We start from the raw sequence: 21,666 nt of genomic DNA, 5'->3' as shown, positions 1-21,666 counted from the left end.
GAATCAATCTTAAAAATGAAGCCGTAAGACTTCTTAACCTCAGGACCTGAGGGGATCGCCTAATCAATTAGAAACCGGTAGGTTTCTGTACTTAGGAATCTCGGTACTTCAGTGCCGAGTAGTTCAAAGATTTACGAGGTGCAACCATGGAAACCAAATATAATATTGTCAAACAAGCAATCAGGTCAAAGATATTAGACGGAACATTCCAGCCCCATCAAAAAATCAATTCAGAGAGTGAACTTATGAAACAATTTAGTGTAAGCCGCCATACTGTTCGCTTGGCAATTGGAGAGTTAGTGAATCAAGGTTGGCTTTACCGTGAACAAGGAGCAGGAACATTCTGTGCAGATCGCTCCAAAGAAGAGTCATTAAGTACGATTGAAGAGCAAAAAAATATAGCAATTATTACAACTTATATTTCAGATTATATTTTCCCATCAATCATTCGTGGAGTAGAATCGTATTTAAGTGAGCGCGGTTATCATGTGAGTCTTTTTAGTACGAACAATGATCACGAAAATGAACGGCGTTTTTTAGAGAAGATATTAGCGCAACATTTTGATGGTGTGATCATTGAACCAACAAAAAGCGCTATTTCCAATCCAAATATTAATTATTTCCTAAATCTTGAACGAAAACATCTACCGTATATCATGATTAATGCTTGTTACGATGGCTTAGAGCCTTTGAGTTTAGTAGTTGATGATGAAAAAGGTGGTTTTCTACAGACTGAACACCTTATAGAGTTGGGTCATAAGAATATAGCGGGTTTTTTTAATTCGGATGATAGTCAGGGGATAAAAAGAATGGAAGGTTACCTGAAAGCGCATCGCAAGCATCAATTGCCGATTAATCCTAATAATATTATTAAGTACAAGACAGAGGAAAAAACTATCAAGCCAACTGAAGAGCTAGAAAACTTATTATCTTTGCCTAGTAAAAACCGACCAACAGGACTTGTTTGTTATAATGATGAATTGGCTATAGCATTGCTCAATGTTTTACGAAAAAAAAATCTACAGGTACCAGATGATATCTCGATTGTAGGATTTGATAATTCATTCTTAGCTGAGGTGTCAGAAGTCAAGTTGACGACTATACAGCACCCTAAAAGTGAAATTGGTGTTAAAGCTGGTGAGATTATATTAGAACTTGTTAAGCAGTCTAAACGGTATAAACCAAATAAAGCTATGGTAGAGTCAATTGTTTTTGAGCCAGAATTGATTGTTAGAAATTCAACGAAAGCAAGATGATTGATATCAGATACAATTTTAAAAATCTAGATATAAAAATGACCTTCATCTTATGGATGATAGGTCATTTATTACTTTTCCAAAATTCTAATGTTTATATTGTTACAGCTTTTCTCAACCTTCTATTACCTTAACATGAAATTTACGGTTACGTGGTCCGTCAAATTCACAGAAATAGATGCCTTGCCAAGTGCCAAGTACGAGTTTACTATTAGATACCACAAGCGTTTGTGCGTGCCCGACTGTGCTTGTTTTTAAATGGGCTGCAGTATTACCCTCCATATGTAAATCTTTTGGATGCACCCACGGATAAACTTCTTCTAATCTTCTTAAAAAATCAGTCTTAACATCTGGATCGGCATTTTCATTAACAGTAATTCCGGCAGTGGTATGAAGAGATGAAACGATAATAATACCATTTTTAATTTGTTTTTCTCTAATCAAATTTGCAATCTCTGAAGTAATATCTGTCATTTCAGAATGCGCATTTGTACGTAAATAGAAAGTATGCTCCATTGTTTACCTCCTCAGATTATCTTTCATACCTCAATTGTACTAAAATTATTGAAATATGTTAATATTCATAATATAAAAGCAGAAACTATAGGAGGAATTACCATGACAGTAAATAAAATTCAAACAGATAAAGCACCACAAGCGATTGGACCTTATTCACAAGCAATTGATTTAGGTGATATGGTTTTTGTCTCAGGGCAAATCCCACTGATACCGGAAACAATGGAAGTAGTAGAAGGTGATATTACAGTCCAGACAGAGCAAGTCATGCATAATTTAAAAGCCATCTTAACAGAAGCTGGTCTTACATTTGCGAATGTGGCGAAATTTACAATCTATATAACAAATATGGATGATTTCTCAAAAATAAATGATGCCTATGCTAAATTCCTAGTTGAGCCATATCCTGCACGCGCAACAGTTGAAGTAAGCAAGCTCCCTAAAGGGGTTGCAGTAGAAATGGATGTTATTGCAAAAAGATAAAGTGAAATATCACCGTATAGGGTACAGTTTTTCTCAATATTTCCTTTCCGTGAAATATATAGTGCAAATGGGACTTTCCTTATGGGATAAAGAGTACCATAATAAACGAGCAAGTATACTTTTGAATAATCTCAAAAAGGAGAATATCTGAAAATGAAACAAATAAAAATACTTCTAGTCGTTTTACTAATTGCAATGGTTGGTATGTCTACTACTGTTTTCGCTAGCACTGGAGATAGTATTGATGAAAAAAACGGGTTGCCACGAGTTGTTTATGGTGATGCATTGTCTGAAGATCAAAAAGAGGAAGTAAGAAATTTGCTGGGTGTTGATGATCCTGAACAGGTACAAGAGTATACGGTTACTGGAGAAGACCTAGCTAATTATATTGGTGGAGACGGCAGTTCAAATATGTATTCATCAGCTAAGATCACACGTAAAGACGAGGGAAATGGTCTAGTAATTAATGTTGTAAATCCAAAAAACATTACGGAAGTTACCAATGAGATGTATGCGAATGCTTTATTAACAGCAGGTGTTGAGAATGCAGAAGTTGATGTCGCTTCACCAGTGAAAGTGAGTGGACACTCTGCTCTAACTGGAATATATAAAGCATTTAATGTAGATGGTGAATCATTAGATAAGGATCGAATGGAAGTAGCTAACGAAGAATTGCAGATCGCAACAGACCTAGCTGATGAAGCAGGTTTGGATCAAGAAAAGGTTAGTGAATTACTAACACAAATTAAACAACAGATTTCTGAACAAAATCCAGTTTCAAAAGAAGAAGTGGAACAAATTATTCAAGAACAATTAGATAAGTTGAATATCAATATAAGCGCAGAAGATCGAGAAATGCTAACAAATTTGTTTGAAAAAATGCGTTCAATTAATATTGATTTTGGAAATGTTTCGAATCAACTAGAAGACCTTGCTAGTGATATTCGAAATAAAATAGAGGATATCACAAGTGATCCTGGATTTTGGGAAGGTGTTAAGAGCTTCTTTACAAATTTAATTGAAGGATTAAAAAATATTTTCTCATCAGAATGAATAGTATAATTTGTAACGGCATACCAAATAATGGTATGCTGTTTTTAATAGACGTACCTTCTGGAGGTGGTTGTTCTGAAAAAGTATCGGTGGCTCGTTATAGTATTAAGTGTTTTGTTAATCAGTGTAATAAGTTATTTCGCAGTTATGGTTTATGCTGATTTCACAAGTGAGGAACAAAATGAGGAAGCAGAAAACGAATCAGAACAAGAAGATCAAGAAAAACAGGTAATAGAATTATCAGAAGAAAAATTTGAAAAATATGATGAGGCTGGTTTAAATCCATTTGGTGATCGCGTTGAACAAAATGAATTGGGGAACAATCATTTTAAAGAATACATTCATCAAATGTCCCATCAAAAGGTGGAAGCAGATGAGAAGTGGGGATTCTATTTAATTACTGAAGGGCGAATTGATTGGTTGTTGAATGGCTTAAATGAAGTTGATTTAGGTGAATCAGAAGAAACATATAAAGCAATCTTGGAGCGTTGGGCTAACGGTGATTTCTCTCAAGCTGATCAAGACCATAACACTATTTGGAGAATGAAAGATGGAAATATAGGAAAAGCAACAGGGGTTCTAAGTCCAGAAGAGGAAGAAGAATTTATTAATAGCAAACAGTAAAAAACACTTGGATTACATTGTTTCCAAGTGTTTTTTTATTTACTATATTAGGAATGATTTTTGATCAGATCTGGATTATGTTGTTTGGCCACAAATAACGCAGCCCCACAAGCAAATAATAATAAACTTGTCACAACAAACACAGCTGAATAGCCAAATCCACTTGCCAAAGCCCCACCTAAAATTGGTCCAAGGATGTTACCGAAAAAGCGAATACTAGTATTGTAACCAAGTACTTCACCTTGCATTGCAATAGGTGCCTCTTGGCGAATATAGGCGATTCGAACGGGGATAATTCCGCCGATCGTCATACCAAGTAAGAATCGAAGGATTACTAATTGCCAAAAGTTTGTTACAAACCCACCAGGTAAATAAAATATTCCCGCAAGAAATAACAGTAAGATCAGAATCTTAATATAACCTACTCGGTCAGCAATAGACCCCCACCTTCTTGTCATTAGTAGATTACCTAAACCAGCAGCTGAAAATGCAATTCCTGAAAATAAAGCAATATTCTCAGGTCCATGTAAATTGTTAACATACAAGGATAAAATCGGTTGTATACTAAAATGTGCAATTTGTATAAACATAGAAACAAGCATAACCATTAGAAGCATTGGGTGGCTGATAATGTGTCCTAAAACTTCTTTACTTGAAAAGCGGTTAGGTTGGCCCTCTTCTGCTTTTATTTTGCGTTCTGTTACGCCGAATAAAACTAAAAATCCTGAGAGGAATAAAATAATTGATAAACTTTTAAAAGATGTCGCATACCCAATGGCATCAGCCAATACACCACCGAGTAATGGCCCCATTAATGTTCCGGTTACACTTCCAGTTTGTAAAGTCCCTAAAACACGACCTGCAATATGTTTGGGTGTTTGTGTAGAGATTAAAGCCTGGGACATTGAAATAAACCCCGTAAATACCCCCATGAAAAGTCGTAATAAAAACAACTGCCAAACTGAGTTAACAAAGCCCATCAATAAGACGGATAATCCTAACCCTATTGCTGAGAATACTAAGATATGCTTCCTGCCATAACGATCTCCTATTTTCCCCCATAAAGGTGAGAAAATAAAAGCTGTTACAAAAGTAACACCAAAAATAATTCCAGACCATCGTTGCACATATGATTCAGAAAAGTTACCTAATGTTTCAATATATAAAGATAAAAAAGGTAAAACCATCGTAATGCTGCCAGCTATAAAAAAGTTAGCAAACCACATAATGATTAAATTTTTCTTAATATCTTTTTCAACAGTGCTATTAATATAAATCACTTCTTTCGGTGCACTTATATTTCGAAACCCTAATTATATATACTAGCGCAATTTTAATAAAGATGAAAGTAATCGAAATATCCAATTCTAAACACGGAACAGTGAATTCCTAAGATTTAATGAATAATTTATATAAACTGCGTCGTAACGTATCCGCTACTCAAGTGAAATGGTCTCGCTTTCCACGGGCAGGGCTTTATGATGGGGCGAGTAATCGCAGCCCCACGGCCTCAACTAATTTTTAGAAGAAGAGCACTTCTAAAAATGGATTTTCGGCCCGTGCTGTTCCCGTAGGAGTCTCCACCATTTCACTTGATACGCTAATCTAACTCGTAAATTAAGAAGCGTGTAAAATAATTTATTACATTTAATTACAACGTGATTTAGCTACAATATACATTGAAAGTTATATTAGAAAAGATACACTATCTAGCGGATCAAATGAAATTGGCGACACTCCTGCAGGAACAGCGCGAGCTGAAGATCCACTAGGAAGCGTTCTTTGCTTCCTAGTTAGCTGAAGCCGTGCCTGCGGAAAGGGAGGCAATTTCATTTGAGGAGCGGGTTAGTAATAGTAACTTACATTACTAACTAATTCGCATTTTATACATGAACGATAAATTAGCGGATGTAGTTTAAAAGTTCGCATTATTAATTCAAAAAGATATAAACTAAATAGGGAGTACATTCACTATATATATATAAGCAAATAGATGGTATTTTCAAATTGTTCATGGCAAGATATAAAGGCTTATCCTGTATGAAATGTAGTGAAAAATGTTAGAATAGATGTAAATTGACAACGCGGGAAGCAGTTAGGGGTGAGGTCATGGGTGAGTATGAAGAAGATTTGGCAAAAGAACAAGAACGTGTCAATCTTGTCGTGAAACTAATAAAACAAAAGATTAATAAAATTAGTACACACGTTAAAACAATAAAAGATCGTGTGATTGATATTAGAAAAAACTTCTGGGAAGATGTGACTGTCAACTTAGAAGAAATGGATGACGTTATAGAGACCCAAGCTAGTTTAAAACAACAAGCGGAATTTTTATCTGAGCGTGAAAGAAGTCATGGACAGCTATCAAAGCAATTAGATACGTTGGAGCGGTTAAAGGATTCACCTTATTTTGGTCGGATAGACTTTATGGAAGAGGGAGAGAAAGAAGCCTCATCGATTTATATTGGAATTGCCTCTTTAATGGATGAGCAAGAAGAAGATTTCCTTATTTATGATTGGAGAGCTCCAATTTCAAGTCTCTATTATGACTATCCACCTGGAAAGGCATCTTATCAAGCAATAGATGAACAAATAGATGGAGAAATTACGTTGAAGCGTCAGTATATCATTAGACAAGGAACATTAAAAGGAATGTTTAATACAGGATTAACAATTGGAGACCATCTCTTGCAATCGGTTTTAGGTGACAATGCTGACACAAAAATGAAAAGTATTGTTGCAACCATTCAACAAGAACAAAACCAGATCATTCGAAATGAAAAAAGTAGAATTCTTGTTGTGCAAGGCGTTGCGGGTAGTGGTAAAACATCAGCCGCACTGCAGAGGGTTGCGTACTTATTGTACCGTTATCGTGAACATTTAAAATCAGAAAATATTGTCCTTTTCTCACCAAATTCACTGTTTAATAGCTATGTGGCAACTGTACTTCCGGAACTTGGTGAAGATAATATGAAACAAACGACTTTTTATCGCTATATTGATACACAACTAGGGGATCAATTTGCAATTGAATCACCATTTGACCAGATGGAATATTATTTACAGGTAAATGATCATCAGTCAGATTCAAGGGTTGAAGCCATGAGATACAAAGCAAGCTTACATTTTAAAGAACAAATTGACCAATTCTTAACTACTTTAATAGAGGAAGGTATGACATTCCGAAATGTTCGTTTTCGTGGTAAATTAATTGTTTCTAAAAAAGAAATACACGATTACTTTTACAAACTAAAAGGAAATTTAAGTATTCCCCTAAGGTTAGAGAAAGTGGTGCATTGGTTACTTGAGAAAATTGATCAATTAGAAGAGATAGAACGCGAAAAAGATTGGGTTTTAGAAGAAACTGAATTACTAGATAAAGCCGATTATTTAGAAGTGCATCAACAACTTGAGGACGAAACCCCATTTGAAGAAGATGTTTTTATTGATTCAACAAAGGAAGAAGAGCTACTCAGAAATAAAGTAATCAAAAAGAGATTAAGACCATTACGTAAAAAAATAAAACGTTTTTATTTTACTGATGTTAAAAATACGTATATACAATTATTTGAAGCGTCACATCAACAGCAAAGTGACCTTCTTCCACAGAACTGGCAAGAAATTTGTGAGTTAACGAGTCAAAGCCTTAAAGCAAATTTCTTAACATGGGAAGACGCAACACCTTATTTATATTTTGAAAAAATTTTATTAGGTTTTCAGGCTAATCGCTCGATTCAACATGTATTTATTGATGAAGCGCAGGATTACTCAGCTTTTCAATTCGTATATTTGCAAAAGATGTTTCCAAGTAGTCGTATGACACTATTAGGTGACATAAACCAAGCGATCTATATTCATGCGTTAGAAGAAGATAATGTATTAGCTGATTCAGCAGAGGAAAAACATGAAAAGATTACATTAACACGAAGCTATCGTTCAACCAAACCAATTGTTGAGTTTACAAGTTCTTGGATGCCTAATGGTGATAAAATAGAAGCCTTTAATAGAGAGGGTGTACTGCCGGTTGTGATGGAAGTTGATAATACATCGATAGCAGCTGATAAATTAGTTTATAAAATCAATGATTATCAAGCAGCTGAACATCAAACAATTGCAGTGATTTGTAAGACAATGCAAGAAAGTGAACAGGTTTCTAAACGGCTAAGTCAAGAATTTGATGTGACGTTGATGGGACCAAATGCACATACGTATCAAAAGGGAATTATCGTAATCCCAGCTTATTTGGCAAAGGGAATTGAATTTGATGCTGTGATTATTTACAATGCATCTCATAAACGCTATCAAAATGAATTGGAACGAAATCTTTTATATACAGCTTGCACACGAGCAATGCATGAATTGTTTGTGTTATCAATTGGTGAAGTTAGTACATTTATAGAACAAGTACCAAAGAATCGTTTCACCCATTATAAAATTCATGAATTTCAAAAGAATCAAAGATAAGTTTCATTGTAAAAGGTTAACTTATTAAGTCAAAACTTTTCCATTTCAGTAAAACATATGAGAAAATATATATGTAATTATAATAAGAGGAGGAATTACACATGCCGAAAAGTTTACAGGATACAACGACACTACATAATGGTGTGGAGATGCCGTGGTTAGGTTTAGGGGTATTTCAAGTAGAAGATGGGAATGAAGTGATTCATTCTGTTAAATCTGCAATAAAGCACAACTATAGAAGTATCGATACTGCTGCTGTTTATGGAAATGAAACAGGTGTAGGTCAAGCTATTAAACAATCGGGACTCCCTCGTAATGAATTATTTATTACATCGAAATTGTGGAATGCTGAACAAGGGTATGAATCAACACTTAAGGCATTTGAAACAACTTTAGAGCGATTAGGCTTAGAATATTTAGACTTGTATCTAATCCATTGGCCAGTTCCAGCAGAAGGGAAGTTTAAAGATACATGGAAAGCGATGGAAGAGTTGTATAAGGACGGTAAAATTCGTGCAATCGGTGTGAGTAACTTTAAGGAACACCATCTAGAAGAGCTAATGAAAGATGCTGAGGTTGTTCCAATGGTCAACCAAGTCGAATTTCACCCGCATTTAATCCAACAATCCTTGAGGGACTTTTGTAAAGAACATCAAATTCAGCTAGAAGCATGGTCTCCGCTTAAACAAGGAAAGCTGTTGGATGACCCAACACTTAAAGAAATTGCTGAAAAACATGGAAAAACAACTGCGCAAATTATTATTCGTTGGGATCTGCAAAATGATGTAGTAACGATTCCAAAATCAACGAAAGAGCATAGAATTGTGGAAAATGCGGATGTGTTTGACTTTGAGTTATCTCAAGCAGATATGTATGCAATTAGTGGTTTGAATAAGGATGAACGAATCGGACCAGATCCAGATCAATTTAATAAAGTATAAATTGAAGTAATGGCGTTTTTATAAGCGCCATTTTTTTCTGTCTTTTATAATGGAATAAATAAACAAGGGGCGATAGAAAAGTGGATTATATCAGTTATGTTCGGTCAATGGTTGGTCACAATCCGATAATAATGGTTGTATGTGGTGCTATCATTTTTGATAAACAAGATCGTATTTTACTGCATTTACGTGCAGATAATCAAACGTGGGGGTTTCCAGGTGGCTATATGGAATTGGGAGAAACGGTGAAAGAAACAGCTAAAAGAGAAGTGTTTGAAGAAACTGGACTAAGATTGGGCGAATTAGAATTGTTTAGTGTTTATTCAGGAGAAGGAAATAAAAAAACGTTGGCAAATGGTGATCAAGTCTCGCTAGTGCAGCATTGGTTTACTTGTCACGAGTATTCCGGAGAGTTAGTTAAACAGAATGACGAAACTTTAGATGTTGGTTTCTTTTCATTAGACGAACTACCAGAAAATATGTTTGCGAGTCAAATGAAGGTCGTGCGTGATTTGCGATCAAATAGTGAAGCTATAATTGTGTGGTGATCTGAATCAGTCCGAAATAAGCAAACAAGGATAGGTATCTATTGTCTACAGTGGCTATAGTTGAAGTTGAAAGGGGAATGAAGATGAAAGGCTTGGAGAGATTGGGAGAAAGTATGCATTATATTGAAGAACATTTAGACCGAAAAATTGAAGCGGAAGAACTTGCTTCAATATGCTGTATGTCTAAGTTTCATTTTTTACGAATGTTTCAAATGGTTACTGATATGACGCTTACCTCTTATATTCGGAATAGAAGGCTAACAATTGCGGCTAGGGAGTTGTTGCATCCAAATGTAAAAGTAATTGATATTGCCTTGAAATTTGGTTATGAAACACCTGAATCTTTTGCTAAGGCTTTTCGTAAAATGCATGGCATCAGTCCTTCTGAAGTGAAAAAAACGCAAAACCCCAATCGTATTACAGCCTTTCCACCATTGACCTTTCAAATAACTGTAAAAGGAGAGGGGAAAATGAACTATCAAATTGTAGAAAAACCAGCATTTAACGTCATGGGTACTGGACTAAAAGTTTCAACAAGAGATGGTGATAACTTTAAAGAGGTACCAGCTTTTTGGAAGGAAGTTAACAATGGAAAAGTTGGTCAACTATTAGAAGATCTTAAGAGTGATACTGGTGTTTTTGGTATTTGTATGGAATTTGCACCAGAACAAGAGGAGTTCACTTATTTTGTTGCGGTGGAAAAAGGAGAACATGTTGTGCCGGATGGATTTGTAGTAAAGGAAATACCAGCATCTACCTGGGCAGTATTTCATGTAGTTGGTGCTATGCCAGATGCGATTCAGCATACAATTAAACGTATTTATGCTGAGTGGTTTCCGGGAACTGGCTATCAGCATGCTGGGACAGCAGAGCTTGAAGTATATCCGCCTCAAAGGGGGAAGCATTCTCAAGAGGACTATCAAACTGAAATTTGGATACCAATTATTAAATAACAAATAGAATGGTAGGGAGAGGGCTTCTTATTAAAGCAACCCTTCCTATCGATACAAATTAGGAATTTACTTTTGTTGGGACCAACGAAGAATGTTTTAAACGTGCAACAAAATAGAGTAAAAAAAGGATTAGCAGAAATAACAGCTAATCCTTTTTCTTTTGGAGACCAATATCAAATGCTATACTAGCTTGTAGAGATAAATGTAAGCATTGAGATGTTTGGGGGCGAATTTAAATGAGTAAACTAGTAGAGCCAAAAGCTATTTTTTTAGATATGGATGGTACGATTTTGGACCATTATAATCGCGTTAGTGTTAATACAAAGGAAGTAATTAATAAACTACGTGCGAAGGGAATTCCTGTTTTCATTGCAACTGGTCGTTCACGAGAAGAAATTTTTCCGCTAGTGCCAGAGGGATTCGCTGTTGATGGTATTATTAGTTCCAATGGTATGACCGTTTATCTAGGCGAAGAGAAAATCGAGGAGCATTCACTGCCGTATGAATTGGTGAAGGAAATTATAGAAAAAGCTCGTGTTAATCAGGTGTACTATGAATTATTTCCGGCTGTTGGCGAACGGATCGTACTAAAGCAAGATCAACGAATATTACAGAAGGAAGTACAAGATCCGCAACCTGATAGTGTTGGTATAAATGAATGGCTTTCCAGAAAAGAAGCAATGGAAGGTGACATTAGTTGGGTCGATTTAGTGCCAGAGCAAACTTATTCAAAATTTTATTGTTTTAGTAGAAGTGTGAATCATATTAATGAATGGAAAAAGGTATTAGATGAAATAAAAGAACAAGTGGACTTTACTACCTCCTCCTCTTCGGAACACAATGTTGAAGTAATGGTCGCAAATGTTAATAAAGCAACAAGTATTCAAATCATTTTGGAGCAATTAAATATTGTACCTGAAGAAATATTAGTTATGGGTGATAGTCATAATGATATACCAATGTTTGAACTAGCTGGACAGACAGTAGCAATGAAAAACGCTGCACTTGATATTCAGGAAATGGTTGATGAAGTAACAGCGTATACATGTGACGATGATGGTGTTTATCATTATTTAATGAATCGTTTTTTTTCCTAATAGACAAAGACTCTTTTTGTAAACATTGTTGTTTGTAACTATGTGGACTTGATATAAAATACGTATTAAATAAACCCGATGATATTGAGCATTTATTCCGGCGTTTGCTGAATTACCAACAATTCGCATCGTTACTTAATGTGGATTTTATTTAAATTGTATCATAATCTTTTCAGAAAATAGTGTAGACGAATGAATGTCCTTATTGAAAGGTACTTAGAACCTCAATGCTGTGGAAGTTATCAGTAAATTTGAGCTTATTGATGTGTTAAGATAGAATAATGTAAGCGCTCAGTCATATATAGTTGGCTGAGCGCACCTATATCAATTATTAGATGGGGGATGGTTTATGAACGTAAATAGTAAACAAAAATGAAAACGTAATCAAAATCTTATAAATGGAGAGTGACATATATGCAGTATAATCAATTAGGAAAAACAGATCTCAAGGTAAGTGAATTAAGCTTTGGAACTTGGGCGATAGGTGGAACATGGGGTAAAACCGATGATCAAGAATCATTAAAGGCATTACAACGTGCAATGGACGCAGGAGTTAACTTTTTTGATACGGCGGATGTCTATGGTGGTGGACATAGCGAAGAACTATTAGCAAAAGCAACAAAAGGAAAAGAATCTGATATCCATATTGCGTCAAAATTTTGTCGAGCTGGAGATATCTATGATCCAGAAACATACTCGGAAAAATCAGTAACGGCATACTTAGAAAATACACTAAAAAGATTGAATCGCGACCAACTTGATTTGTATCAAATTCATTGCCCGCCATTAGAGATATTGAGGGATGGTAAGGTGTTTGAAGTGTTGGATAAATTAAAACAACAAGGAAAAATTCGTAACTTTGGCGTTAGTGTAGAAACTGTAGAAGAAGGTCTCTTTTGTTTAGAAAAAGAAAATGTTAGTACATTACAAGTGATTTTTAATATGCTTCGTCAAAAGCCATTAGAGGAATTATTTCCAAAAGCAAAAGAAAAACAAGTAGGGATAATTGCGCGAGTACCGCTTGCCAGTGGTCTATTGACAGGGAAATTTACTTCAAGCCATCAATTTGAGGAAGATGATCATCGTAACTTTAATCAAAATGGAGAAGCGTTCAATGTAGGTGAAACTTTCGGAGGTTTACCATTTGAAAAAGGTGTCGCATTGAGTAATAAATTAAGCTGGGTAACAGATGATCATGGAAGTATGACACAAGCTGCATTGAAATGGATCTTACAACAAGAAGGAATCTCAACAGTAATACCAGGGTTTAAGAATACCAAGCAAGTAGAGGATAACTTAAAAGCGGTAGATGTTAATGCATTTTCATCAGATGAACTAGAGAAAATTAAGAAGTTCTATCAAGAAGAAGTGCATCAACATATTAGAGGTGTATATTAAAAAACAAAGCTCACTCCATTTATGGGGTGAGTTTTGTTAATATTTAAAGAAAGTTGATTGAAAATTATAAGTGTGTTGAGTAATATTCTATAATCTCATTACTTTAGTTCTGAGATGAACAAACATTATTTAATTAAATTAATTAATATGATAAAATTAATAGAGATAAACAAGCATGGCGAGAGGGTGTGTAATGATGCAAACAGGTAGTTTTCAATGGATGAAATCACTAAATAAGTCAATCATTTTAAATAAAATTTTAAATAACGGACCAATATCCCGAGCTCAAATTGCAAAAGAGACAAATCTGACGCCTCCAACAGTTGGAAGTATTGTGAAGGAACTAATGGAACAAGAAATTGTTGAAGAAAGTGCCCAGGGAACCTCACAAGGTGGACGAAAACCGACAATGCTAGTAATTAATCATCGTGGATTTTATGTTGTTGGTGTTGATGCAGGGCCTAAGGAAATTGAGTGTATCTTAACGGATTTATCAGGCAAAACAATTAGCCATTTTATTTCAGGAATAACACTGCCCATTTCTAAAGAAGAATTTCTTGAAACACTTAATAGATGCATTCATCATTTATTAGAGCCTCACCAAAAACTAAAAGAAAAAGTTATTGGGATTGGTGTAGCGATGCATGGTGTCGTTGATGTGGCAACAGGAACTGCTCTATTTGCTCCAAATCTACACTTACGAGATGTACCGATAAAAGCAGCGTTAGAAAAAGAATTTAACTATGCAGTAAAAGTGGAAAACGATGCCCGAGCATTAGCGTTGGGAGAAGTTTGGTTTGGGCAAGGGAAGGAATCAGAGAGTATGATTGCTGTTAATATTGGAAATGGTGTTGGGGCTGGTATTGCTATCAAAGGTAAACTTTACCATGGTAATGCTGATATTGCTGGTGAGATTGGTCATATGACCATTGATCTACATGGGAAGCAATGTGAGTGTGGTAATAAAGGGTGCTTGCAAACTGTTGTTTCGGGACCAGGCATAGCAGAGAGAGCAATTGAAGGTCTTGATAATGGAGAAAAAAGTAAATTGCAGATTATTCGTGATCAAGGTGAAACGGTGACGGGCGCTATGGTTCATCACGTAGCGCAGGGCGGTGACACTTTTGCGCAGCAATTATTAGAAGAAATTGGTGAATATATAGGGGTTGGACTAACCAATCTCATTCACGTAATTAACCCATCTAAAATAATTATAGGTGGCGGCGTCTCAAAAGCTGGTGATTTTATTTTAGAACCAATACAAAATACCATTAAACAACGTGCAATAACGGAACAAGCGAAACAAACAAAAGTTGTATTGTCTAATTTAGGAGATCAGGCAACAGCGTTAGGTGCTGTTTCATTATTATTAGCAGAGTTATTTGAACGAAATGGAGAAATTAAAGTTTAGGGATTTGTCGAGAACATTGGATTTATCTAATTTATATGCAAATAAAGCCAGCACATAATTATAAAATGTACCCTATAAAAGTAGATACTTTAAAAAAGTCTACCTACGGGTACATTTTTAATTTAAATAAAAGGCTATTTTAAATAGTTTTAAATACAAAGCTAGTCGTTTTTTTATACGGCTCATCTTTTTCTAACAGAATACTAGGAAAGCCATCATGCTCTAATGATGCTGGAGAAGATTGGGTTTCTAAACAAACCCCCAAATACTTTGATGATTTACCTTCTCGTAATTCAACTGTATCATTAAGTGCATTTGATGTGTACATAACAATACCTGGTTGATCAGTTTTAACCGTTAATGTTCTCCCACTAACTGAATCTGTAATAGTAAGGTTTTCTTTTTTATTATGATCAAAGATAAAGTAATGATCAAAACCATTTAATGCAACCAAATTTTGTTGGTCAACAGAATGTACACCATCTACAATAGCATGACCTTGTCGGAAATCAAAAACCGTATTATCAACTGGAAGAATACGTCCAGTAGGTATTAACTCATGATCTAATTCAACAAATCGACTTGCATCCATTTGAACATTATGTTGTAAAATATCTGTTTTCAAGTTTCCACTCAAATTAAAATAAGAGTGATTAGTTGTGGTCAAAACTGTCTTTTGATCTGCAATTGCCTCATACACAATAGTAAAAGCATTGTCATTTGTTAAGGTGTAAGTTACCTTCATAGCAAGATTACCAGGATAACCGCCATCCCCATCAGGCGACCTGTGTACTAAGATAATACCAACTGCATCTTCATATTCAAATGTCTCAGTTTGCCAAATTACCTTGTGAAAGCCGGTAGTGCCTCCATGTAAATGATGTGCTCCATTATTTGATTGTAGCGAATAGTTTTTTCCATTTAATTTAAAGGAAGAATCTTGAATTCTACCTGCAACACGACCAATTAGAGCGCCGAAAAAGTGTGGATTGTCTATATACTCATCATAATTTGCATAACCTAAGACAACGTTCTCAAAATCTCCCTTAGAGTTAGGGGCCATTATTTTTGTGATAACACCACCATAGTTTAGGCAGCTTACCTCCATACCATTAGCATTAATTAGCGTATATTCTTTCAATTGGCGACCTGCAACATGTAATACGTCCGTTCTTACTTTCATGTGAAACCTCCTATTGATTTAGCGTTTGAATAAAACGTTTAAATGCCTCTCTACCTTCATTATTCGACTTAAATACGCCAGCATCTTCTAAAACACGTGTGAATTTTTGACCAAGCGCTTGATGTACAACTTCTTCAACATTGGTTTCATTTAATAGATTATTATTGTTCTTGATTTCTTCTGCCCATGCTTGGTGGTATGCAGGCACTTCTGTTTCTCCATCAAGTAAATAAGCTTTTATTTGATCAATTTCAGTTTTTAATCGTGGGGGAAGGACAGCGAGTCCCATTACTTCAATTAAACCAATATTTTCTTTTTTTATATGATGCACATCTTCATGTGGATGGAAGAGGCCAAAAGGCTTTTCATCAGTTGTTCGATTGTTACGTAAAACCAAGTCCAACTCAAAATAATCGTCGCGCATTCTGGCAATTGGTGTAATTGTATTATGTGGTGTATCCCCAGTAAATGCCTCAATCGCAGCTGCTGAATCACTATACGTACGCCAAGTTGACAAAATTTCAGTGGCAGCGTCTAGTAACGTATCTTTATCCTTACTTTGCAAACGAATTACAGACATTGGCCATTTCACAACAGCAGCATGGACATTCGGATAGTTTACTAGATCAAAGGAAAAGTCTTCAGTAGCCTCTGTCATGGCAAAAGTGTAGCGTCCACCTTGATAATGATCATGACTTAAGATACTGCCGCCAACAATTGGGATGTCTGCGTTTGATCCCATAAAGTAGTGAGGAAACTTTTCAACGAATGCCGTTAATCGCTCAAAAGTATGCCGGCCAATTTTCATTGGTCTATGCTCACTGGAAAATAGAATACTATGTTCATTGTAATACACGTAAGGAGAATATTGTAGAAACCAGGACTCCCCATCTAATGGAACTTCAATAACACGATGATTTGACCTAGCAGGGTGTCCAGTGCGTCCAATATAGCCTTCATTCTCTACACAAAGTAAACATTTCGGATAGCTTATTTTTTGTTTCATTGCCCGCTCACGCTTTATTTGTTCAGGGTCTTTTTCAGGTTTGGACAAATTAATGGTAATATCTAACTCACCATAAGGGGTTGCTGTTTTATAATGAATGTTTTTAGCAATACGGTTCATTTGAATATAATTGCTATCTTTACTTAATTGGTAAAAATAATCTGTTGCTGCACTAGGAGACTCTTGATATTTTTGATAGAATTTTGCGTTAATTTCTGCTGGTTTTGACAAGAAACAGTCCATAATCTTTGCACTGAGTATTTCCTTTTCATCTAAAACATTTTTAATTACATTTGTTTCGATCGCAAATGAAAGAAGGAGATCAATTAAATCAGGTATACGCTTACTTTCACTGCTCAATTCTACTTGGTCTTGGAAACTTTCAAGTTGTAATAATCCAAGAATTTGATTGCGAACATAGAACCGATCACGAGAAGTGATCAAATCTTGTTCAATACCTTTATTGATTAATTGCGTAATATGTTTATAGATAAGATGTTCCAAATGTTACACATCCTTTCCATAACCATGAGGATGTTGTTGATGCCACTGCCATGCATCTTCAATGATTTTATTAATTTCTGTTTTCTTAGGGTCCCAATTTAGAATTGTTTTTGCTTTTTCTGATGATGCAATTAAAGTGCTTGGATCCCCGGCACGACGTTGGCCAACTTTTTCTGGGATTGGATGATTGGTAACGCTTCTTGCTGCTTCAATCATTTCTTTTACAGAGAAACCCTGGCTACTTCCTAAGTTAAACACATCACTTGCCCCACCTTTTTGTAAGTATTCCAAGGCAAGAATATGCGCATTAATTAAATCTTCAACATGAATGTAGTCACGAATACATGTACCATCTTCTGTTGGATAATCTTCTCCAAAAACAGTAATGTGCTCACGTTGATTCAATGCAACTTGTAAAATGATCGGGATTAGATGGGTTTCTGGTCGGTGATCTTCTCCAATTTCACCGGTTGCTCTTGCTCCCGCAACGTTAAAGTAGCGTAAGGAAACATAACGCATGCCATAAGCAGCTTCACACCACTTCATCAATTTTTCCATAGTTAATTTGGTTTCCCCATAAGTGCTCGTTGGTACAGTTGGCATTGTTTCTGTGATTGGAACTGATTCAGGCTCGCCGTAGGTTGCAGCTGTTGAAGAGAAAACAATTTTATCAATTTTAGATTCTTGCATCGCTTGAAGTAAAACCTGTGTGCCATGAACATTATTATCAAAGTATTTTAAAGGGTTTTCCATTGATTCCCCAACTAGAGAATTTGCAGCAAAATGTAAGACAGCATCTATCTGTTCATTTACAAATACTTCCCTTAAAAATTCAATATCACGAATATCTCCAGGATAAAATACTGCATCAGGATGAACTGCATCGCGATGACCTGTTTCTAAATTATCGATAACAATTGGCTCATGTCCTTGGTCAATTAATTGATATACTGCATGAGATCCGATATAGCCAGCTCCACCTAAGACTAATACGCGCATTTATAACACTCCTTCTGTTGTAATTTCTTTTGCGCCATCCCCAATTGTTGCCACATAAAATGTTGCATCATAGCCGGTTTTTTCTTTATATATCGCATTGATGTTTTCTTTAAAAGTATCAACTTGGTCAAGAGGCGTAATAGCAATCGCGCATCCGCCAAAGCCAGCTCCTGTCATTCTAGCACCTAAGACGCCAGGTTGTTGCCATGCAGCTTCAACGATTGTATCTAGTTCAATACCTGTAACTTCATAATCATGTTGGAGCGAAAGGTGAGATTGATTCATTAATTCCCCAAATGCAGTTAAGTCACCTGTCTGTAATTTTTCTAATGCATCTTTCGTTCGTTGATTTTCATAAACAGCATGTTTCGCACGCTTCTGGTCTATTTCACTTTTGATTAAGTCTTTGTGTTGCTCAAATGACGCTATAGATAGTTCGCCTAAACTGTTAATAGCTAATGTTGATTGTAAGTCAGCTAACGCATTTTCACATTCACTTCTACGCTCATTATATTTAGAACTAGCTAATTCACGTCGTTTGTTTGTATTAATAATCATAATGACGTAATCATTCAGTTTAACTGGTGCGTATTGATATTCTAGTGTATTACAATCTAGTAAAATAGCATGATCTTTTTTTCCCATGCCAATGGCAAATTGGTCCATAATACCACTGTTTACACCGATATATTCATTTTCCACTTTCTGTCCCAATTGTACCATGTGAATACGATTAATATTTAAATTAAATAGTTTTTCAACTAATACACCTGTAGCTAATTCTATTGATGCAGATGACGATAAACCAGCTCCATTTGGAATGTTACCAAAGAAAAGTACATCAAAGCCGGTATCAATAGAAAATCCCGCTTCCATTAGCTTAGAAATCATTCCTTTAGGATAGTTAGCCCAATCATCTTTTGTGTCATATGATAAATCATCAAGTGTTGTCGTAACAATACCATTGTCAACGAAGTTCATGGAGTATAGCCTTATTTTCTGATCAGTACGTTTCATGGCTAAGGCATAGGTCCCGAAAGATATTGAAGCAGGGAATACATAGCCACCATTATAGTCCGTATGTTCACCAATCAAGTTTATTCGACCCGGAGCAAAAAACAAACGTGGTGTTTTATCTGTTTGAAAAACATTTTTAAACGCTTTGAATAAAGCAGTTGTTTCCATAAATAATGACCTCCTAATTAAACTTAATTAAATTAATTTACTAACTTACGTTTATTATATGATAACAATTGCAATTATTCAACCTAGTATCTTAATTTTTCTAAGCTACTAGATGTGAAGCGAACATAAGGGCTAATGAAAGAAAAACAAAAAACAAAAAACAAGTCATTTTATTGGATATTGAAATAAAAATTCTAAAATGTATCAGTAATGTGGCCAAATGGTCAGTTTATTACAAAGTAATGACAAGTGTGACAAGGAAACCTTCAATCGTAATCAATGTCATAGTTTCTTAAACTTCCTGTAACCATAAGTTGGTAACGTCTATGTTAGGATAGACATTGTGATAAATTGAAGGAGGGAAAACAGATGAAGAAAAAAGTCGTAGCACTTGTTATCGGACTAGCGGTATCGTTGACTGCTCTACTGACTGCATCTGCAGAAGAGTACCAAGAGGTTCAAGGAGATAACCTTAGGGAAATTGCCCCAAAATATGAGAGAATCTTTAATGAATTAAATGAAGAGATCATGTTTACAGGACAAACAATACAAAATAATGAACTATTTGTATATACAGTAAAAGAGGGCGATACATTACGTAAAATAGCAAAAGCACACGAAGTAAAAGAAGAAGATTTAAAATTTTGGAATCTATTAGCCACTAAAGCGGTTCAGGTAGACCAAGAATTAATTATACCAGAGCTAAAACGTAAAAAGAGTGAACCGAAAGTAAAATCGGTACAAATAACAAATGATGAAGTGGTACAAGAGGAAGAAAAAGAAACTAAAAAGGCTACAAAGCCTGAAACAAGTTCAAAAGAATCGCAGAAAGCTAATCAATCTACTAAAACAATGACGATGACAGCCACTGCATATACAGCTGAATGTGCAGGTTGTTCAGGGATAACATCCACAGGGATTAATTTAAATGAAGATCGCAACAAAAAAGTCATTGCAGTTGATCCAAATGTTATTCCATTAGGTACGAAGGTGCATGTGGAAGGTTATGGAGAGGCGATCGCAGGTGATATTGGTGGAGCAATTAAAGGAAATAAAATTGATATCCACGTACCAACTAAAGATGAAGCCTTTAAATGGGGTGTTCGAACGGTAAAGGTAACTATACTAGATTAAACAGAAACGGAAGTACGTTATTAAACGCACTTCCGTTTTTTAATAGAAAATTTTGTGAAGCAAACTAAGAATTCTGTATAAAATTCTTTTCAATTGTTGTTTCTACTTCTGTTCCATGCGTAGGGGAGTTTTGTAACATACCTACCACACTAAAACTAATTATTAATAGAAGAAATAAAAAAACCAGCCATTTCCTCATCTGAAGCATCCCCCTGTTTGTCAATCTAACTAATATTGTATATCATTGTTACTATTATTGGTATAGGAAATCTATCTAAAAAGAGAAAAATTTTATAGAATTGGAGAGATAATATGGAAGAGTTAGCTAGCGCAAAAGTTGTATCCGTAACACCAATTGGAATGGGCACACGCATGTGTCTAGATGTAATTGATGAACTCGATCCATTAGAGGGAATATTCGTTGGAAATACAGGAAATGGATATCTACTTGTCTTGTCAGAGAATCGTTCAACCGAAACCTATCCACCCCGTGTATTTCGAATGAATGGAGGTGCGATTCATCAATACTTGCATCTAGGAGAAAATAAAACAACCTATCTATCAGAGGTGAAGCCAGGTTTAGAAGTCCCAATCTGGAAAGGAAATGAGTTTAGAAAGGTTGCTGTTGGAAGGGTCAAAGTTGAAAAACGCCCCTTTCTACGTATTGTTTGTCAGATAGAAGGTACAGAGCAAGAAATTTCAGCTACATTACAGCAAGCAGATAGTGTTCATGTTTTAACGACAGAGGGTGAAGCAAAAGCAGTGCTTGATTTAGAAGAAGGTGATCGTATTGTCTGCTATCCAGATCAACCAGGCAGGCATTTAGGTGAAAAAATAGAAGAAGAGATAAATGAATATTAACGATGCTATTACAAAAATTAAAAAGTGGTATTCAAGGGAATGACTAATGT

The 21,666-nt window shown here is 35.5% G+C and carries 20 protein-coding genes; 13 read left to right on the top strand and 7 right to left on the bottom strand.

The genetic code is table 11. The annotated features are described in order from the left end of the window. Nucleotides 1–146: 146 nt before the first annotated feature. On the top strand, nucleotides 147–1,256 hold the full coding sequence (locus D2K40_RS09270) for a GntR family transcriptional regulator (protein WP_117155262.1): 1,110 nt from the start codon (nucleotides 147–149) through the stop codon (nucleotides 1,254–1,256). A gap of 114 nt (nucleotides 1,257–1,370) precedes the next feature. On the opposite strand, the gene D2K40_RS09265 is transcribed toward D2K40_RS09270, so the two are convergent. After that, nucleotides 1,371–1,772 (bottom strand): secondary thiamine-phosphate synthase enzyme YjbQ, encoded by a 402-nt coding sequence (locus tag D2K40_RS09265; protein WP_117155260.1) that lies wholly within the window; start codon nucleotides 1,770–1,772, stop codon nucleotides 1,371–1,373. 102 nt (nucleotides 1,773–1,874) lie between these two features. Here D2K40_RS09265 and D2K40_RS09260 point away from each other — a divergent pair, with 102 nt between their 5' ends. From D2K40_RS09260 to D2K40_RS09250, 3 genes are all read left to right on the top strand, one after another. Continuing rightward, nucleotides 1,875–2,255, top strand: coding sequence for a RidA family protein (locus D2K40_RS09260; RefSeq protein WP_117155258.1), 381 nt, complete (start codon nucleotides 1,875–1,877; stop codon nucleotides 2,253–2,255). A 153-nt stretch (nucleotides 2,256–2,408) separates the two neighbouring features. Further along, nucleotides 2,409–3,308 (top strand): DUF1002 domain-containing protein, encoded by a 900-nt coding sequence (locus D2K40_RS09255; protein WP_117155256.1) that lies wholly within the window; start codon nucleotides 2,409–2,411, stop codon nucleotides 3,306–3,308. 114 nt (nucleotides 3,309–3,422) lie between these two features. Then, a complete protein-coding gene (locus D2K40_RS09250) occupies nucleotides 3,423–3,932 on the top strand; it encodes a DUF6241 domain-containing protein (RefSeq protein WP_162879183.1) in 510 nt (169 codons plus the stop codon). 47 nt (nucleotides 3,933–3,979) lie between these two features. Here D2K40_RS09250 and D2K40_RS09245 read toward each other — a convergent pair whose 3' ends face one another. Next, the gene (locus tag D2K40_RS09245) at nucleotides 3,980–5,158 is read right to left on the bottom strand and encodes an MFS transporter (RefSeq protein WP_117155276.1); all 1,179 of its coding nucleotides are present in this window, start codon (nucleotides 5,156–5,158) and stop codon (nucleotides 3,980–3,982) included. Between the two features lie 883 nt (nucleotides 5,159–6,041). Here D2K40_RS09245 and helD point away from each other — a divergent pair. From helD to D2K40_RS09210, 7 genes are all read left to right on the top strand, one after another. Then, a complete protein-coding gene (helD, locus tag D2K40_RS09240; protein ID WP_117155252.1) occupies nucleotides 6,042–8,396 on the top strand; it encodes an RNA polymerase recycling motor HelD in 2,355 nt (784 codons plus the stop codon). A gap of 101 nt (nucleotides 8,397–8,497) precedes the next feature. Continuing rightward, on the top strand, nucleotides 8,498–9,337 hold the full coding sequence (locus D2K40_RS09235; RefSeq protein ID WP_117155250.1) for an aldo/keto reductase: 840 nt from the start codon (nucleotides 8,498–8,500) through the stop codon (nucleotides 9,335–9,337). An 80-nt stretch (nucleotides 9,338–9,417) separates the two neighbouring features. Continuing rightward, the gene (locus tag D2K40_RS09230) at nucleotides 9,418–9,885 is read left to right on the top strand and encodes an NUDIX hydrolase (RefSeq protein WP_117155248.1); all 468 of its coding nucleotides are present in this window, start codon (nucleotides 9,418–9,420) and stop codon (nucleotides 9,883–9,885) included. 83 nt (nucleotides 9,886–9,968) lie between these two features. After that, entirely contained in the window at nucleotides 9,969–10,838 is an 870-nt protein-coding gene (locus D2K40_RS09225) for an AraC family transcriptional regulator (RefSeq protein ID WP_162879182.1), read from the top strand. Nucleotides 10,839–11,074: 236 nt separating this feature from the next. After that, on the top strand, nucleotides 11,075–11,935 hold the full coding sequence (locus D2K40_RS09220; RefSeq protein ID WP_229666692.1) for an HAD family hydrolase: 861 nt from the start codon (nucleotides 11,075–11,077) through the stop codon (nucleotides 11,933–11,935). Nucleotides 11,936–12,349: 414 nt separating this feature from the next. Next, complete coding sequence (locus D2K40_RS09215) at nucleotides 12,350–13,333, top strand: aldo/keto reductase (RefSeq protein ID WP_117155244.1); 984 nt, start codon at nucleotides 12,350–12,352, stop codon at nucleotides 13,331–13,333. Nucleotides 13,334–13,529: 196 nt separating this feature from the next. Then, nucleotides 13,530–14,744 (top strand): ROK family transcriptional regulator, encoded by a 1,215-nt coding sequence (locus tag D2K40_RS09210; protein WP_117155272.1) that lies wholly within the window; start codon nucleotides 13,530–13,532, stop codon nucleotides 14,742–14,744. Nucleotides 14,745–14,883: 139 nt separating this feature from the next. Here the strand turns inward: D2K40_RS09210 and D2K40_RS09205 are convergent, their stop codons facing one another. From D2K40_RS09205 to D2K40_RS09190, 4 genes are read right to left on the bottom strand one after another with little or no spacing between them, the layout of a single operon-like run. After that, nucleotides 14,884–15,927: an aldose epimerase family protein gene (locus tag D2K40_RS09205; protein ID WP_117155242.1), complete on the bottom strand. Its 1,044-nt coding sequence runs from the start codon at nucleotides 15,925–15,927 to the stop codon at nucleotides 14,884–14,886. A 10-nt stretch (nucleotides 15,928–15,937) separates the two neighbouring features. Continuing rightward, nucleotides 15,938–17,437: a UDP-glucose--hexose-1-phosphate uridylyltransferase gene (galT, locus tag D2K40_RS09200; protein ID WP_117155240.1), complete on the bottom strand. Its 1,500-nt coding sequence runs from the start codon at nucleotides 17,435–17,437 to the stop codon at nucleotides 15,938–15,940. Between the two features lie 3 nt (nucleotides 17,438–17,440). Next, nucleotides 17,441–18,436, bottom strand: a complete 996-nt coding sequence (gene galE, locus D2K40_RS09195; RefSeq protein ID WP_117155238.1) for a UDP-glucose 4-epimerase GalE — start codon at nucleotides 18,434–18,436, stop codon at nucleotides 17,441–17,443. Next, nucleotides 18,437–19,621: a galactokinase gene (locus tag D2K40_RS09190; protein WP_117155236.1), complete on the bottom strand. Its 1,185-nt coding sequence runs from the start codon at nucleotides 19,619–19,621 to the stop codon at nucleotides 18,437–18,439. Between the two features lie 369 nt (nucleotides 19,622–19,990). Here D2K40_RS09190 and D2K40_RS09185 point away from each other — a divergent pair, with 369 nt between their 5' ends. Continuing rightward, nucleotides 19,991–20,755, top strand: a complete 765-nt coding sequence (locus D2K40_RS09185) for a 3D domain-containing protein (protein ID WP_117155234.1) — start codon at nucleotides 19,991–19,993, stop codon at nucleotides 20,753–20,755. Between the two features lie 64 nt (nucleotides 20,756–20,819). On the opposite strand, the gene D2K40_RS16715 is transcribed toward D2K40_RS09185, so the two are convergent. Further along, nucleotides 20,820–20,954, bottom strand: coding sequence for a hypothetical protein (locus D2K40_RS16715; RefSeq protein ID WP_268237320.1), 135 nt, complete (start codon nucleotides 20,952–20,954; stop codon nucleotides 20,820–20,822). A gap of 113 nt (nucleotides 20,955–21,067) precedes the next feature. On the opposite strand from D2K40_RS16715, the gene D2K40_RS09180 reads away from it, so the two are divergent. Then, the gene (locus D2K40_RS09180; protein WP_117155231.1) at nucleotides 21,068–21,616 is read left to right on the top strand and encodes a 3-dehydroquinate synthase II domain-containing protein; all 549 of its coding nucleotides are present in this window, start codon (nucleotides 21,068–21,070) and stop codon (nucleotides 21,614–21,616) included. Nucleotides 21,617–21,666: the final 50 nt, after the last annotated feature.

Origin of the sequence: Paraliobacillus quinghaiensis (assembly GCF_003426025.1) — a bacterium.
Classification (GTDB): Bacteria; Bacillota; Bacilli; order Bacillales; family Amphibacillaceae; genus Paraliobacillus_A; species Paraliobacillus_A quinghaiensis.
Note: the sequence above shows the minus strand (reverse complement) of the source record. Positions and strands in the feature narration are given on the sequence as shown.

Coding starts and splice junctions, on each gene's coding strand:
- D2K40_RS09225 (WP_162879182.1), top strand. CDS start 9,969: ATGAAAGGCTTGGAGAGATTGGGAGAAAGTATGCATTATATTGAAGAA.
- D2K40_RS09260 (WP_117155258.1), top strand. CDS start 1,875: ATGACAGTAAATAAAATTCAAACAGATAAAGCACCACAAGCGATTGGA.
- helD (WP_117155252.1), top strand. CDS start 6,042: ATGGGTGAGTATGAAGAAGATTTGGCAAAAGAACAAGAACGTGTCAAT.
- D2K40_RS09210 (WP_117155272.1), top strand. CDS start 13,530: ATGCAAACAGGTAGTTTTCAATGGATGAAATCACTAAATAAGTCAATC.
- D2K40_RS09185 (WP_117155234.1), top strand. CDS start 19,991: ATGAAGAAAAAAGTCGTAGCACTTGTTATCGGACTAGCGGTATCGTTG.
- D2K40_RS09265 (WP_117155260.1), bottom strand. CDS start 1,772: ATGGAGCATACTTTCTATTTACGTACAAATGCGCATTCTGAAATGACA.
- D2K40_RS09255 (WP_117155256.1), top strand. CDS start 2,409: ATGAAACAAATAAAAATACTTCTAGTCGTTTTACTAATTGCAATGGTT.
- D2K40_RS09235 (WP_117155250.1), top strand. CDS start 8,498: ATGCCGAAAAGTTTACAGGATACAACGACACTACATAATGGTGTGGAG.
- D2K40_RS09180 (WP_117155231.1), top strand. CDS start 21,068: ATGGAAGAGTTAGCTAGCGCAAAAGTTGTATCCGTAACACCAATTGGA.
- D2K40_RS09220 (WP_229666692.1), top strand. CDS start 11,075: ATGAGTAAACTAGTAGAGCCAAAAGCTATTTTTTTAGATATGGATGGT.
- D2K40_RS16715 (WP_268237320.1), bottom strand. CDS start 20,954: ATGAGGAAATGGCTGGTTTTTTTATTTCTTCTATTAATAATTAGTTTT.
- galE (WP_117155238.1), bottom strand. CDS start 18,436: ATGCGCGTATTAGTCTTAGGTGGAGCTGGCTATATCGGATCTCATGCA.
- D2K40_RS09245 (WP_117155276.1), bottom strand. CDS start 5,158: ATGTGGTTTGCTAACTTTTTTATAGCTGGCAGCATTACGATGGTTTTA.
- D2K40_RS09190 (WP_117155236.1), bottom strand. CDS start 19,621: ATGGAAACAACTGCTTTATTCAAAGCGTTTAAAAATGTTTTTCAAACA.
- D2K40_RS09205 (WP_117155242.1), bottom strand. CDS start 15,927: ATGAAAGTAAGAACGGACGTATTACATGTTGCAGGTCGCCAATTGAAA.
- D2K40_RS09270 (WP_117155262.1), top strand. CDS start 147: ATGGAAACCAAATATAATATTGTCAAACAAGCAATCAGGTCAAAGATA.
- D2K40_RS09215 (WP_117155244.1), top strand. CDS start 12,350: ATGCAGTATAATCAATTAGGAAAAACAGATCTCAAGGTAAGTGAATTA.